The 14,162-nt window shown below is 71.9% G+C and carries 14 protein-coding genes; 10 read left to right on the top strand and 4 right to left on the bottom strand.

Features of this window, described 5'->3' with window-relative positions:
• Positions 1-32: 32 nt before the first annotated feature.
• Entirely contained in the window at positions 33-1,913 is a 1,881-nt protein-coding gene (locus SS2_RS07905) for a threonine/serine exporter family protein (protein ID WP_066462826.1), read from the bottom strand.
• A 229-nt stretch (positions 1,914-2,142) separates the two neighbouring features.
• Here SS2_RS07905 and SS2_RS07900 point away from each other — a divergent pair, with 229 nt between their 5' ends.
• From SS2_RS07900 to SS2_RS07880, 5 genes are all read left to right on the top strand, one after another.
• A complete protein-coding gene (locus SS2_RS07900; RefSeq protein ID WP_066462823.1) occupies positions 2,143-3,084 on the top strand; it encodes a pseudouridine synthase in 942 nt (313 codons plus the stop codon).
• A gap of 104 nt (positions 3,085-3,188) precedes the next feature.
• Positions 3,189-4,358 (top strand): hypothetical protein, encoded by a 1,170-nt coding sequence (locus SS2_RS07895; RefSeq protein WP_066462822.1) that lies wholly within the window; start codon positions 3,189-3,191, stop codon positions 4,356-4,358.
• Between the two features lie 17 nt (positions 4,359-4,375).
• Positions 4,376-4,699 (top strand): SRPBCC family protein, encoded by a 324-nt coding sequence (locus SS2_RS07890; RefSeq protein WP_066462820.1) that lies wholly within the window; start codon positions 4,376-4,378, stop codon positions 4,697-4,699.
• Between the two features lie 70 nt (positions 4,700-4,769).
• A complete protein-coding gene (gene ligD, locus SS2_RS07885) occupies positions 4,770-5,801 on the top strand; it encodes a non-homologous end-joining DNA ligase (RefSeq protein WP_066462813.1) in 1,032 nt (343 codons plus the stop codon).
• 109 nt (positions 5,802-5,910) lie between these two features.
• Positions 5,911-6,231, top strand: a complete 321-nt coding sequence (locus SS2_RS07880; protein WP_157607244.1) for a hypothetical protein — start codon at positions 5,911-5,913, stop codon at positions 6,229-6,231.
• A 44-nt stretch (positions 6,232-6,275) separates the two neighbouring features.
• Here SS2_RS07880 and SS2_RS07875 read toward each other — a convergent pair whose 3' ends face one another.
• The gene (locus SS2_RS07875; protein ID WP_066462809.1) at positions 6,276-6,659 is read right to left on the bottom strand and encodes a VOC family protein; all 384 of its coding nucleotides are present in this window, start codon (positions 6,657-6,659) and stop codon (positions 6,276-6,278) included.
• Between the two features lie 176 nt (positions 6,660-6,835).
• Between SS2_RS07875 and nirB the strand changes: the two genes are divergently transcribed.
• The 4 genes from nirB to SS2_RS07855 all read left to right on the top strand — a co-directional run bounded on the left by nirB (position 6,836) and on the right by SS2_RS07855 (position 11,046).
• Positions 6,836-9,409: a nitrite reductase large subunit NirB gene (nirB, locus tag SS2_RS07870; protein WP_066462807.1), complete on the top strand. Its 2,574-nt coding sequence runs from the start codon at positions 6,836-6,838 to the stop codon at positions 9,407-9,409.
• Complete coding sequence (nirD, locus tag SS2_RS07865; protein ID WP_066462802.1) at positions 9,406-9,741, top strand: nitrite reductase small subunit NirD; 336 nt, start codon at positions 9,406-9,408, stop codon at positions 9,739-9,741. Before nirB ends, nirD begins: the two co-directional genes overlap by 4 nt.
• 156 nt (positions 9,742-9,897) lie before the next feature.
• Positions 9,898-10,443, top strand: coding sequence for a sugar O-acetyltransferase (locus SS2_RS07860; protein ID WP_066462873.1), 546 nt, complete (start codon positions 9,898-9,900; stop codon positions 10,441-10,443).
• A gap of 48 nt (positions 10,444-10,491) precedes the next feature.
• Positions 10,492-11,046, top strand: a complete 555-nt coding sequence (locus SS2_RS07855) for a TetR/AcrR family transcriptional regulator (protein ID WP_066462800.1) — start codon at positions 10,492-10,494, stop codon at positions 11,044-11,046.
• A 7-nt stretch (positions 11,047-11,053) separates the two neighbouring features.
• Here SS2_RS07855 and SS2_RS07850 read toward each other — a convergent pair whose 3' ends face one another.
• Together SS2_RS07850 and SS2_RS07845 are read right to left on the bottom strand one after the other, a co-directional pair.
• Positions 11,054-11,728: a phosphoribosyltransferase gene (locus tag SS2_RS07850; protein ID WP_245643452.1), complete on the bottom strand. Its 675-nt coding sequence runs from the start codon at positions 11,726-11,728 to the stop codon at positions 11,054-11,056.
• A gap of 73 nt (positions 11,729-11,801) precedes the next feature.
• Positions 11,802-12,263: a DUF1294 domain-containing protein gene (locus tag SS2_RS07845; protein WP_083941969.1), complete on the bottom strand. Its 462-nt coding sequence runs from the start codon at positions 12,261-12,263 to the stop codon at positions 11,802-11,804.
• Between the two features lie 40 nt (positions 12,264-12,303).
• Here SS2_RS07845 and SS2_RS07840 point away from each other — a divergent pair.
• The coding region (locus SS2_RS07840; protein ID WP_245643450.1) for an ATP-dependent RNA helicase at positions 12,304-14,162 on the top strand (1,859 nt) is incomplete at its 3' end.

The following is a 14,162-nucleotide window of genomic DNA, read 5'->3' as shown; positions in this document are numbered from 1 at the left end:
CAATCGATCAGGCAACTGTGACTGCCCCGCGATCAGAGCACATCCCTGCCCGAGAACCGGTCGCGCGTGCTCACCGCAGACCCGGCCAGGATGCCGAGCGCGATCGCCACCATCGTGGACAAGGTGGTGACCATGGTGGACCCCCCGTCACCGTCACCGGCGCCGTCGAGGATCGAGGCGACTCCCACCAGACCCAGGGCGCCTGGGACGAGGAGCCAGAAGGCGGGCAGGAAGCTCACCGCAGCCGCGGGACCGGTGGCGTGACGTGAGACGACGACGGCGACCGGCGTCATGACGAAGGCGCCGATGAGGGCAGAGAGCACGCCGCCGAAGAAGATCTCGCCGATCACCTGGGCGCCGTAGGCCACGTACAGGACCAGCAAGATCCACGGGATCGACGCCCGCCGCCCGCCCTGGTGGACCACGACCCCCACGCCGTAGGCCGCGACCGCGATCCACGGTGCGATGGCACCGATGGGCTGGTGGGACTCCGAGAGCACTAGCTTGGGGATGCCCACGAGGGCCGCGCCAGCAACGATCCCGACCGCGAGCAGGACGAGCTGCATGAAGCCAGCCATGAGCCGCCCGGCTCCCGACATCATCTGACCGGCTGCCAGCTCGATGATCCCCGTGGTGAGCAGCGCCCCGGGCAGCAGGATGACCAGGGGGGCGATGAGGGAGGGCAGGATGGCCGCATCCCATCCCGCGCGCGCCAGCAGGAACACCGCGGTCGAGACGCCGAAGGCCAGCGCGACCGTGACCAGGGGGGCGCGCTGGCCGGAGACGTTCGCCGTGGACAGGCGCACCGTGCCGACCAGGGCGCCGAGCACGCATGCGATGGCGGTGCTGCCCCACGACGCTCCCAGGATGACCGCTAGGCCGGCGCAGAGCAGCACGTAGGCCGCGATGCGCACCGCCCGGGTGAACGGTGGGGGAGCGGTCCGGATCTCGTGGATGCGGTCCAGGATCTGATCGGGGGTGAGCAGACCGGCGCGCGCCCCGCGCACCAGCTCGTCCAGCGCGTCGACCTGGTGCAGCAGCAGCTTGTTGCGCCCGCTGGAGAGCGCACCGGTGTACAGCTCCCCGGCGCCGCGGGTGGAGACGAACAGCGCTGTGGGCATCACCACGACGCCCGTCGCCGGGTAGGAGTTCGCCCGGGCGATGTCCTCGAGGGCTGCCTCGATCGTGATGACGGAGTACGTCGCGTCCAGCATCGCCTCCCCGACTGCCTCGATGGCGGCGAAGGTGACGGCCGCGCTCGAGGTGGACGGTGGCGCCGGGCGGGGCGGCAGGCGCGTCGTGGGTGCGGTCACAGGTGCCGTGGTCGCTGTCGCTGCCGTTTCTGGCGTCTCTGGCGTCTCTGGCGGGGCTGTCGTCGGGACTGTCGGCAGCACTGCCGTGTCAGCCAGGTCACCGTCCACGTCTGGTTCGGACACCGCCCGACGCCTCAGCATCACCAGGACCACGCCGCTGGCCGCCAGGACGAGCAGCGCGATGATCCACATCACCGCCGGCTGCGAGGACTGCGTCGCGGCCGGGGGGACGGGTTGGATGACCGGGGCCTGCTCGTCGGTCGGGTCGTCCGTCGGCTCCTGCTGGGGCGCGTCCGTCGTCGGGGCGGGGTCCGTCGGAGCCTGGGTGGTCGGGGCGTCGGTCGTCTCCGACGGCGGGGCGGGTTGCGTGGTCTCGGCGGGGCTCGGGGTGGGGGTGGCGGTCGGCGTCGGGGTGGGGTCTTGGGGCGTCGGCGGTGCCGACTGCTGGTCGGGTGGGTCCGTGCCGGGGGCCGGGGTGCTGGGCGCCTGGGTGGCGGTCGGTGTGGGGGTCTGCGCCTCGCTGCCCGCCTCCGTGAGGGGACCACCCACGAAGAACGCAGCGACAACTGTGAGGACGGCGATCAGACTGGCGAGCCGCATGTCACTCCCGGACTTCCGCCGGCTCCGGGGACGGACTCTTCATCGGTGCGGCGTTCATGAGCAGGTCCTCTCAGTGACGGTGGCCACGTGCTCTTCAGGGTGCGCGTTCCGTGTGCTGCTGCGCCACCGCAGCCGGAGGGCTGCGTGCTGACCTGCGACGACTTGTCACGATACAGGACGTGATCTGATCCGGTCAGGAGGCGCAGAGCCAGCCCAGTAGCATCGACGGATGCCCCCACGGTCCCCCTTGCCGCCGCGCCACGGTCTCGATGCCGCGTGGGTGCGCACCCCGGACGCCGACCCGTCCCACGCGTCCCGCTGGCCGACGATGGGGGACTGGCTCCAGGACCGCTTGTCCGAGCGGGTGGACGTGACCGGCTTCCTGGCTGCGGGGCGTTTTGTCGACGAGGCCGGCGTGCCGGTGCTTGCTGGTGCGCCCTACCGGTCCTGCGCCTTCGTCTGGTTCCACCGCGACCTCGCCGAGGAGGTCGTCGTTCCGGGTGCTATCCATGTGATCCACCAGGACGAGCGGATCGTCGTGGTGGACAAGCCCGCCTTCCTCTCGACCATCCCGCGCGGCCGTCACGTGGTGCAGAGCCTGGTGGTGCGCCTGCGAGAGCAGCTTGGTCTGCCTGAGCTCTCCCCGCTGCACCGCCTGGACCGGGTCACATCGGGGTTGGTGGTGCTCGCCACGCAGCGACGCTGGCGCGGAGCCCACCAGTCGATGTTCGAGCGACGCGAGGTGGGCAAGATCTACCGCGCCGTGGCCCCGGTGCGCGCCGACCTCGAGCTTCCGGTCACCGTGCGCAACCACCTGCGCACCCGTCCTGGCCAGTGGCAGGCAGAGGTGCTGCCCGGAGCAGTGCCGAACGCCGAGTCGTTGATCGAGAGGGAGACGGTCCTCGGGGACACGGCCGTCTACCGCCTCACTCCGCGGACCGGACGCACCCACCAGCTGCGGATGCACATGCTCGGACTCGGGATCCCCATCAGCGGGGACCCGCTCTACCCGGTCGTGCGGGACGTCACCGTCGACGACTTCTCCACCCCGCTCCAGCTCTTGGCGAGCGAGATGTGGTTCACCGACCCGGTCGACGGCAGCGAGCGCCACTTCGAGAGCGTGCGCCGCCTCCCGCTGCGCAGTGACGAGCCCGCTGTCAGCGAGGGATAGCGCGCAGGACCAACCCCGAGGTGCTCGAGCCATGAGCCTCGTCTCGCCTCGTGGGGGCGTCCGTTCGCTAGGCTCGGGACCCGGACGGGCGAGGAGGCGCGTGGATGGACGACGACGTCAAGAAGATGCTGGCGGGCCCGCGGGGACGGCGCCTGGCTCTCGAGCACGCCATGGCGATCGCCGATGCGACGCGTCGCGACCGTTCCCCGGGGGCCGACCTGCGCAGTGCGGTCTTCGCCGCGGCGTACCGCGATGACTCGAACCCCTGGGCTCTCGTCGTGCCGACTGTCGATGCCGCAGAACCCACCAGCGCGACCCCGCGGACGTCGTCGCCCGACGACGTGGCGGCGTGCCTCCGCGACCTCCCCCTGACGCCCCTCGACGCGAGGACCGAGCTCGAGGTGCTGGACCGCGTGCTCTGCAGCGCCATGTCCTGGCAACCCCCGGACGGCGAGGACGTCCTGGCGGCCTCGCCGGTGGTGCGCGCAGCTCTCGCCCGGGTTACCGCGCACGTGCTGGCCACACCGGCGGCCTCGTGGTGGAGCGAGGGGATCGCGCGCGAGCAGCACGTGCTGCGGTGGGCGGACGTCCCCGCCTCGCCGGTACCCGTGGCCGCGGACACCGAGCTCGACCGGTGGAGGGCGCGCACGCTCGCTGGGGAGGAGAGGGCGCTGCGGAACCGCCAGGATGCTCCGGAGCTGGCCTGGAGTGGTGAGTGGTGGTCCACACCGCCGCGCACGTTGACCACGTCGACCCGCGGCTTGGGCGAGCTGGGCCCGGTCGGCCTCTGGCTCATGGAGGACAACCCCGGCTGGGACCACGCCACGAGCCGTGCCGCGAGCGTCCCGGACGGGGCGCGGGTGTACGAGGTCGACGGCGCCGCAGCCTGGGCGCAGCTGTGCCGCGACCATCCGATGGACGTCACCGGCGAGAAGCGCCATGACTGGCTGCTCACGACCGGCCGTGACGGCACGTGGGTCATCCCGGACTGGCCCGCGGTCGCACGGGACTACGACGCGGTCCACCTCACCCTGGCCGGGTACCTGCAGGCAGCCGGCACCGCGATCCCGGTCGAGGACGAGACCGCCAGCGTCATCGCGGGCTGGGCACCGGACGAGACGTTCTGGCTGACCGACGCCGTCGGTCATTGTCTCGTGGACGCGGGTCGGGGAGCACGGTCGTGGACCCGGGGAGACGCCGGGTGGTTCCTGTCGGAGGGCGAGCCGACCTGGCCGCTGCGTGGGCACGCGGTCGGTGGGACGCTGGACGACTAACCGGAAGGGGTGACGCCATGACCGTCATCAGCACCACCAAGGACGCCGACGCGCTGACCATGACCGTCGTCGCCGACCTCGACGCCAGCATCGACCGCGTGTGGCAGCTGTGGGAGGACCCGCGTCAGCTCGAGCAGTGGTGGGGGCCCCCGACCTGGCCGGCGACCTTCGACCGGCACGACTTCGTCGTGGGCGGGCAGTCGCGCTATCACATGACCGGTCCGGACGGGGAGAGAGCGCCCGGCTGGTGGAGGATCATGCTCGCGATGGGCATGGACGAGGGCTTGGTCGAGGCCATGGGACAGATCGACCCCCTGCTGGCCACCGGTCCAGCCGACTGACGCCGCTGGTCCGCCGGTCGCCGGGGGCGTCCCAGGATGCCGCTGCGGCGCTGGTCGGTACGTTGGACCCATGGCCAGCGAAGCGATCGTCCTCACGGTGCCGGGACCGCACGGTGAGCGTGAGATGCGTGTGTCGAGCCCCAGCCGCGTGCTGTGGCCTGAGGTCCAGATCACCAAGGGCGACCTGGCTCGGTACCTGGTCGACGTGGGCGGACCCTTCGTCGCGCACAACGGCGACCGGCCCGTCTCCTTGCAGCGGTACTCCACCGACGTGGACGGGGAGCAGTTCTTCTCCAAGAACCCCCCGCGCGGCGTACCAGAGTTCGTCCGGTCGGTGACCGTCGTCTATCCCAGCGGGCGGTCGCACCCCCAGCTGGTCATCGACGAGCCGGCCGCAGCGGTGTGGGCGGCCCAGATGAACACCGTGGTCTTCCATCCCTGGGCATCGCGCGCGGAGGACACCGACCACCCTGACCAGCTGCGGATCGACCTGGACCCCCAGCCGGGCACGGACTTCGGTGATGCTGTGGGCGTCGCGCTAGAGCTGCGGACCGTGCTGGCAGAGGCGGGGCTGACGGCCTTCGTCAAGACGTCGGGGAACCGCGGGCTGCACGTCTTCGCCCCGATCGAACCGGCCCACGAGTTCCTCGACGTGCGGCACGCGGTGATCGGCGTGGCGCGCGAGCTCGAACGACGGCTGCCCGAGCAGGTGACGACCGCCTGGTGGAAGGAAGAGCGCGGCCGGAAGATCTTCGTGGACTACAACCAGGCCAACCGGGACCGCACGATGGCCGGGGCCTACAGCCCGCGCGCACTGCCGCACGCGCCAGTCTCGTGCCCCCTGGGCTGGGAAGAGCTCGAGGAGGCGGCGCCGGAGTCGTTCACGGTGCTCACCGTGCCCGAGCGCCTCGCCACCGTGGGAGACCCGTGGGCGACGATGCACGACTCCGCAGGGACGATCGACGTGGCCCTGGACTGGTGGGAGCGGGACGTCGCGGCCGGGCTGGGCGAGCTGCCGTTCCCACCGGACTTCCCCAAGATGCCGGGCGAGCCGCCACGGGTCCAGCCCAGCAGGGCGAAGAGGGTGGACGGGGAAGACTGACCGGAGGGCTGGTCGGAAGCCGCTTTGACCAGCGGGTTCACTCCGCCTAGCGTGATGGCCTCCATGAGCCTCACGGTTCGTCCCACCACCACGGAAGACGGTGTCAGCGATGTCCGGCCCCGCCAGCGCCACGCTCGTCGTGCAACGCCCCTACGTTCCCTGGCGTGACCGCCTGCGCTCGTACGTCGTCGTCGTGGACGGGAAGCGTGCCGGGAAGGTCCGCGGCGGCGCGGAGCTGGTGATCGCGGTGGCTCCCGGCAGCCACCGCGTCGCGGCCCGGATCGACTGGACGGGCAGCGGTCCGCTGGACGTGGTCGTGCCAGCGGGCGGCGTCGCGGTCCTCAGGGTCCGCCCTGCAGGTGGCCCGGGAGAGGCCCTCGGCCAGGTCGGTGGCCGCCACAGCTACCTCGTCCTCGAGCAGATCGGCTGACCGAGCAGGTCGCGACGCGTCGCGTCGACGAACTGGCACCAGAGCTAGTGCGCCACTTCCCACACCTGCCCGGCCGGGTCGGCGAAGCACGCCGTCCGGATGCCCCACGGACGGTCCATCGGACCGTTGATGAGCGTCACTCCGCGAGCGACGAGCATCGCGCACACCGCGTCGACGTCATCGACCGTCACGGTCATCTGCACCCGTGACCCGGCAGCCTGGCTGGCGACCGGCGCGGGGCCGATGAGGTTGGCCGCCTGGCTGGAGTCGAGCAGGTTGATCACCGTGGTGCCGAAGTCGAAGGCGGCCGACTGCGCGTCCTCGAACACGAGCGGCACGCCGAAGACCTCTTTGTAGAAGCGTTTCGTTGCGACCAGGTCGTCCGTGAAGATCGTCGTGGCTGAGATCCCGCTGACCCAAGGGTTCATGTGCCTAGTATGTCTGTGCTGCTCAGCCTTCTGCAGCTTCTGGAGCCGCGGGCACTGCACAGCAGGCTCTGCCTGGGCCCTTAGACCCGGATAAGCACGGACCCCGCCGGGAGAATAGACCTGCGGGCAACCACAGCACCGGGCGTCCGACCGTGCACCTCGACCGAAAGCCTTTCATGAACACCACTCAACTTGGCCGGATCGTCGTCGCGGGCGCCGGGATGGTCGCGCACCGCTTCGTCGAACAGCTCATCGCCCGAGCGCCGCAGGACGGGTGGACGCTCACCGTCGTCGGCGACGAAGGACACCTGCCCTACGACCGCGTGCACCTGTCGGAGTTCTTCGACGGACGCAGCCCCGAAGCCCTCGCCATGAACCCCAGCGTCTGGGACGACCCGCGCGTCGAGCTCGTGGCCGACGACCGGGTCGAGGCGATTGACCGTGACGCCCAGCTCGTGCGCACCCGCTCCGGCGCAGCCGTCCCCTACGACACCCTCGTCATGGCGACCGGCTCCTGGCCGTGGAGCCCGCGTGCCGAGGGCACCGACCTCGCCGGTGTCTTCAGCTACCGCACCATGGCCGACGTCGAGGGCATCGCCGCCTGGATCACCGAGCGCGAAGCCGCCCTGGGACGCCCGCTGCGCGGCGTCGTCGTCGGTGGTGGGCTGCTCGGCCTGGAGGCCGCGGCCTCGCTGCAGAAGCTCGGTGCGCACGCGAGCGTCGTCGAGTTCGCCGACCGTCTCATGAACGTCCAGCTCGACGACGGCGGTGGCCAGGCGCTCCGCGTGCTCATCGCCGACATGGGCATCGACGTGCACACCTCCGTCGGGGCCGCGGCCCTGGGCGCGGCCGCTGACGGTCCGGTCGGCACGATGGCCCTGACCGACGGCACCGAGCTGCCTGCTGACATCGTCATCTTCTCCACCGGCATCCGCCCCCGCGACCGCATCGCCCGTGAGTCGGGGCTCGCTATCGGCGAGCGTGGCGGCGTCGTCGTGGGACCCACCTGCCGAACCTCTGACCAGGCGGTCTGGGCGATCGGGGAGTGCGCGTCCTTCGAGGGCGAGTGCACCGGGCTCGTGGCACCGGGCAACCTCATGGCCGACGTCGTCGTCGGGCAGCTGCTCGGCAGCGAGGTGACGTACTCCAGCCAGCCGGCCGGTGCCAAGCTCAAGGGCGTCGGGATCGACGCGGCGAGCTTCGGTGACGTCTTCGCCCTGTCCCCGGGCGCGCTCGAGGTCACCTTCGCCGACCCGGTGGCCAAGACCTACAAGAAGCTCGTCGTCTCCGACGACGCGAAGATCCTGCTCGGCGGCGTGTTCGTCGGCGACACCACGCTCTACGCCTCGCTGCGCCCGATGCTCGGCCGCCCCCTAGGCGCCGACCCCTCCGCCTTCCTCGCTCCCGAGGGCGGCGCCGGGATCCCCAGCACCGACGTGCCCGACGACGTCGTGGTGTGCTCCTGCGCCAACGTCACCGCCGGCACCATCCGCGGCGCCGTGACCGAGCACGGGTGCATGGACGTCGCCTCGGTGAAGACCTGCACCAAGGCCGGCACCATCTGCGGGTCCTGCGTCCCGCTGGTCACCAAGCTCGTCAACACCACGCTCGAGAAGGCCGGCATCGAGGTCTCGCGCGCCATGTGCGAGCACTTCTCGATGTCTCGTGCCGAGCTCTTCGCGCTGGTGCGGGCAGAAGGGCTGCGGACCTTCACCGACGTCGTGGCCGCGCACGGCACCGGTCGCGGCTGTGTCATCTGCAAGCCGGCGGTCGCCTCGATCCTGGCCTCCCAGGGTGCAGGGCACGTGCTCTCTCGCGAGCACATCGCGCTGCAGGACACGAACGACCACGCCCTGGCGAACATGCAGAAGGACGGGACCTACTCCGTCATCCCGCGTGTCCCAGGCGGAGAGATCACTCCCGAGAAGCTCATGGTCATCGCCCAGGTGGCCGCGGACTTCGGCCTGTACACCCGGGTCACCGGGGCTCAGCGGATCGGCATGTTCGGCGCGCGGATCGACCAGCTGCCCCAGATCTGGCAGCGGCTCGTCGACGCCGGGATGGAGTCGGGCCAGGCCTACGGCAAGTCCCTGCGCGCGGTGAAGTCCTGCGTGGGTCAGTCCTGGTGCCGCTTCGGCGTGCAGGACTCCGTCGGCATGGGAGTCAAGCTCGAGCTGCGCTATCGCGGCCTACGGTCCCCGCACAAGTTCAAGTTCGGCGTCTCAGGATGTGCGCGCGAGTGCGCCGAGGCGCGGGGCAAGGACGTCGGGATCATCGCGACCGACAAGGGCTGGAACGTCTATGTCGGTGGGAACGGCGGGTTCACCCCGCGCCACGCCGAGATGCTCGCCGAGGACCTCGACGACGACCGCCTCATCCAGGTGGTCGACCGCTTCCTCGCCCTGTACATCCGTGAGGCCGACCGCCTCGAGCGCACCGCACCGTGGGTGGCCGGCTACCCCGGCGGCATCGCTGAGCTGCGCAAGGTGCTCGTCGACGACTCCCTCGGCCTGGCGGCCGAGCTCGAGCAGACCATCGCCGAGCACGTGGACGCGTACACCGACGAGTGGGCGGACACCCTCGCCGACCCCGAGAAGCTCAAGCGCTTCCAGGCCTTCGTCAACATGCCTGGTGCGCACGACCCTGACCTGGCCTACACCTCTGAGCGCGGCCAGGCCCGCCCGGCGCGTGCGGGCGAGGTCTCTGACAACAACCCGGTGATTGCCCGGACGATCGAGGTGCGCTCATGACGAGCTGGACAGCAGTGTGCGAGATGGACGACCTCCTGCCAGAGGTCGGGGTGCCCGCGATGGTCGACGGGGTGCAGATCGCCCTGTTCCGTCTCGCCGACGACCAGGTGCTGGCCGTCCAGCAGCGTGACCCGTACTCGGGAGCGAACGTGCTCTCGCGCGGGATCGTCGGGTCGCGCGCTGACGTGGCGACGATCACGTCGCCGATGTACAAGCAGGTGTGGAACCTGGCGACGGGGGAGTGCCTGGACCCGGTGGGCAAGGACCCGGTCGACCTGCGGACCTGCGCAGTCGAGGTCGCCGGCACCCAGGTACGGGTCTCGCTCGGCTAGGACGCGCCGGTCCCCGGCGCGGCGGAGGCCGGATGTCGCTCTGCGACGTCCGGCCTCGTGGAGCGTACGATCGTACCTATGACGAACGACACGAGCACCCCACCCACCCACGGCATCGGTCACCACGGATACCCGGACCCCTCGGACACCCGCACGATGCACGAGCGGATGCTCGCCGGTGACCTCTACCTCGCCGACGACCCTCAGATCGCCGAGACGAGCGCGACCGCCCTCGACCTGCAGGACGCCTACAACCAGACCACCGCCCGTCAGCGTCCGCTGCGCAGGGCGCTGCTGGAGCAGATGCTCGGCGGGATCGGCGAGGGCTCCGAGATCCGCCCGCCGATGTACATCGACCTGGGTGCGAACATCACCATCGGCGCCCGGTGCTTCGTCAACTTCTCCCTCACCGCCCTCGACGTCGCCGCGATCACCATCGGTGACGACGTGCTCATCGGCCCCAACGTCCAGCTCCTCACCCCGACTCACCCGGTCGAGCCGGGACCGCGCCGGGACAAGTGGGAGGCGGCCCAGCCGATCACCATCGGGGACAACGTGTGGCTCGGTGGCGGCGTCATCGTCTGCCCCGGTGTCACGATCGGCGCCAACTCCGTCATCGGCGCCGGGGCCGTCGTCACCCGGGACATCCCGGCCGACGTCGTCGCCGTCGGCAACCCCGCCCGGGTGATCCGCAGCATCTGAGCCCGGCGCGGCCCCCGTACCGGCACTGCTCACGCACAGGAGGCGCAGATGAACCGGCGGTTCGATCCCAGCCGACGCGACCGCATCATCGACGTGACCATCGAGGCTATCGCCGAGGTGGGGGTCGCGGGGCTGTCTGCGCGCAAGGTCGCGACCCGGGCGGACGTCCCGCTCGGGTCGATGACCTACCACTTCACCGACATGGACGAGCTGCTGCGGGAGGCCTTCACGCGGTTCGCCGACCGTGTGGCCCGGCGGTTCGAGGAGCGGATGGGCTCGGCGAGCACGGTCGCCGAGGCCAAGGCGGCCGTCGCGCGGACCATCCATGAGGACGTCTTCGACACCCCGGCCAGCCTGGTGCTCACCCACGAGCTCTACACCCTCGCCGCGCGCGTCCCCGCCTACCGCACGATCACTCGCGACTGGATGCGGCGCAGCCGGTCCGCGCTGGAGAGGCACTTCAGCCCGGCGACGGCCCGCCAGCTCGACGCCCTGGTCGAGGGGCTGACCATCCACCGCGCCCTGGACACCGAGCCGCACGACGTCGAGGTCACCCTCGACGCGATCGAGAAGATCTGCCAGGACGGCGCCGCGCAGGGATGAGCGCCCGTCAGTCCTGCTGCGCCGCCGTCGGCGGATGGGCGAGCAGGTCGATCACCTCGGTGGTCGTGGTCGGGGAGAAGTCCGTGTAGAACTGCCCGACCGCCTGGAAGACGGCCGGGGAGAGCACGGTGACCACCTCGTCGGCGCCCAGCCTCGTCGCGGTGGCATCCGCAGGGGCGACGGGCGCTGCCACCACGACGCGGCGGGCGCCCCGGGCGCGAGCGACGTCGACGGCCACCCGGGCGGTCGCCCCCGTGGCGAGCCCGTCGTCGACGACAAGAGCCACCCGCCCGGTGAGGTCGACCGGAGGGCGCCCGCGGCGCAGCTCGGTGACCAGGGACTCGAGAGCAGCGCTTTCGCGGTGCTGGACCTCGTCGAGCTCACGGTCGCTGACGTGAGAGAGCATCGCGTGCTCGAGCACACCGATCCCGCCCTCACCGAGCGCGCCCATGGCGACCTCCGGCTGGTGGGGCAGCCCGAGCTTGCGCACGACGATGACGTCCAGCGGTGCGCCCAGGGCCTGCGCCACGTCCCAGGCCACCGGCACCCCACCGCGCGGGAGGCCGAGCACGACGACGTCGCTGCCCCGCAGGTGCTCCATGCGCCGGGCGAGCTGCCGCCCGGCGTCACGGCGATCGGTGAACCCCGTCATGTCCTCGCTCCCGTCAGGTCCTGCTCCCATCGTCTCTCCGGGAACCGGTCAGCGGGAAGTGGAGCCTGCGGTTGCTCGCGCCGGTGCTGCTGGTGGTACTGACCTAGAGCGTCCCGAGGATCTGCGCCGCCGCGGGCGAGCACAGCGCCGCCAGCAGGACGAGGTTGGCCACGACGGTGCACCAGAACGTCGCACGGAAGCTCGCCTTGACCGTCTTGTGCCGCAGCACCTCCTGCGCCAGGAGCGCGCCCGGCCAGCCGCCCACGAGCGCGAGCAGATGCAGGGTGCTCTCCGCGACCCGCCAGCGCCGGTCTCGCGCGGCGGCCTTGTCCCTCGCGTACACCGCGAAGGTCACCAGGCTCATCACCACGTAGACCAGCCCCACCCACGCGGGCACCCGCCAGACGAGGTCGACGGCGACTGCCACCGCAGCACCGAGCACGAGCGGCACGACGACGCGACGTGCCCGCGACCGGCGCCTTGCCCGCGTGCGGGCACCAGCGGTAGGCGAGGACACACCCGAGGGCGCACCAGAGGAGGGCGGACGGAGACGGGAGGAGGGCATCGTGGCAGTGTACTGACCACGACCAGAGACAATGGACGACGTGACCACCCCCGACGACCCGATCGCGCGCCTGCTCGCCGACCCTCCGGACCTCCCGGTCCGCACGGGGCTGCCCGAGCTGGTCCGCGCCGTGAGCGAGCGTGGAGTGAGCGTCGTCCACGCCCCGCCCGGGACGGGCAAGACGACGCTCGTCCCGCCCGCCCTGGCCGCCGTCGTGCCGGGACGGGTGATCGTCACGCAGCCGCGGCGCATCGCGGCCCGCGCTGCTGCGCGCCGCCTGGCCCAGCTGCTCGGCGAACCGGTCGGCCAGACCGTGGGGTACACGGTGCGCGGTGAGTCGACCACGACGCAGACGACCCGCGTCGAGATCGTCACGACCGGGGTGCTGCTGCGCCGGCTGCAGAACGACCCCGAGCTGGTGGGCGTCGGCGCGGTCGTCCTGGACGAGTGCCACGAGCGCCAGGTGGACGCAGACCTCGCGCTCGCGCTGCTCGTCGACGTCCGCGCCAACCTGCGCGAGGACCTCGTGGTCGTGGCGATGTCAGCCACGGTCGAGGCAGAGCGCACGGCCGAGCTGCTCGGCGGACCGGGGGAGCCACCTGCCCCCGTCGTCTCGGTCGAGAGCTCCCTCTTCCCGGTCGCTGACGTGTGGTGCCCTCCCGCGACCCCCGCCCTGGACGAGCGAGGAGTCACGCGCTCGTTCCTCGACCACGTCGCGGCGACCACGCGCCGTGCGCTGGCCGAGCGCAGCGGCGACGTCCTAGTCTTCGTGCCGGGGGCGGGTGAGGTCAACGAGGTCGTGCGCCGCCTCGGCGGGCTCGACGCCGACGTGCGTCCGCTGCACGGCCGGCTGCCCACGCGCGAGCAGGACCTCGCCCTGACCGCCGGTCCCCGGCGCCGCGTCGTCGTGTCGACCGCGGTGGCGGAGTCTTCGCTGACTGTCCCCGGTGTGCGCGTCGTCGTCGACGCCGGGCTCTCCCGCGAGCCGCGCACCGACCACCGGCGTGGGCTGGCCGGGCTGGTGACCGTGCGGGTGAGCCGGGCCAGCGCCGCCCAGCGCGCCGGGCGCAGCGGCCGCGAGGGCCCAGGGACCGCCTACCGCTGCTGGTCGCCGCAGGACCATGCCCGCCTGGATGCCCACCCCACGCCGGAGATCCTCACCGCTGACCTCACCGACTTCGCGCTCGAGCTGGCCTGCTGGGGCAGCGTGGACGGCGCGGGTCTGGCGCTCATGGACGCCCCGCCGCCCGCGGCGATGGCCGTCGCGCGCCAGACTCTCGTCGGTCTGGGCGCGCTGACCGGCGAGGGCACGGTCACCGCGCGCGGCCGCGAGATCTCCCGGATCGGTGTGGACCCACGCCTGGCGCGTGCGCTGCTCGACGCGAGCGTCGTGCTGGGGGCGCGGCGTGCCGCCGAGGTGGTGGCGCTGCTGGCCCAGGACGTGCGTGCACCTGGTGGTGACCTCGTCGCCGCGCTGCGCGACGTGCGCCGGGGCGGACCTGAGGGTGCGGCCTGGGCCAAGCAGGTGCAGCAGCTGCAGCGGTCCGTGCCCCGTAGCCTGGCCGCCGGGGCGGCCGAGCGAGCCCCTGGGGCGCTGAGCGAGGACCTCGCGGTCGGCCTCGTCGTGGCGCTCGCCCACCCCGACCGGGTCGCGCGCCGCCGCCGCAGCGGTGGACGTTACCTCATGGTCTCCGGGACCGGGGCAGACCTGCCGCCCGGGTCACCGCTGGCCGGGTACGACTGGCTCGCGATCGCCGACGCCGACCGTGCCCCGGGTCGCCGCGACGCGGTGGTCCGGTCCGCGGCCCCCCTCGACGAGGACCTCGCCCTGGAGGCGGCCGCCGCCTCGCTGCGCGAGGAGGACGAGGTGGCGTGGCTCGACGGCCGGGTCGTGGCCCG

The sequence above is a fragment of the Sanguibacter suarezii NBRC 16159 genome (genome assembly GCF_001552735.1).
In the GTDB taxonomy this organism is placed as follows: Bacteria; Actinomycetota; Actinomycetes; order Actinomycetales; family Cellulomonadaceae; genus Sanguibacter; species Sanguibacter suarezii.
Note: the sequence above shows the minus strand (reverse complement) of the source record. Positions and strands in the feature narration are given on the sequence as shown.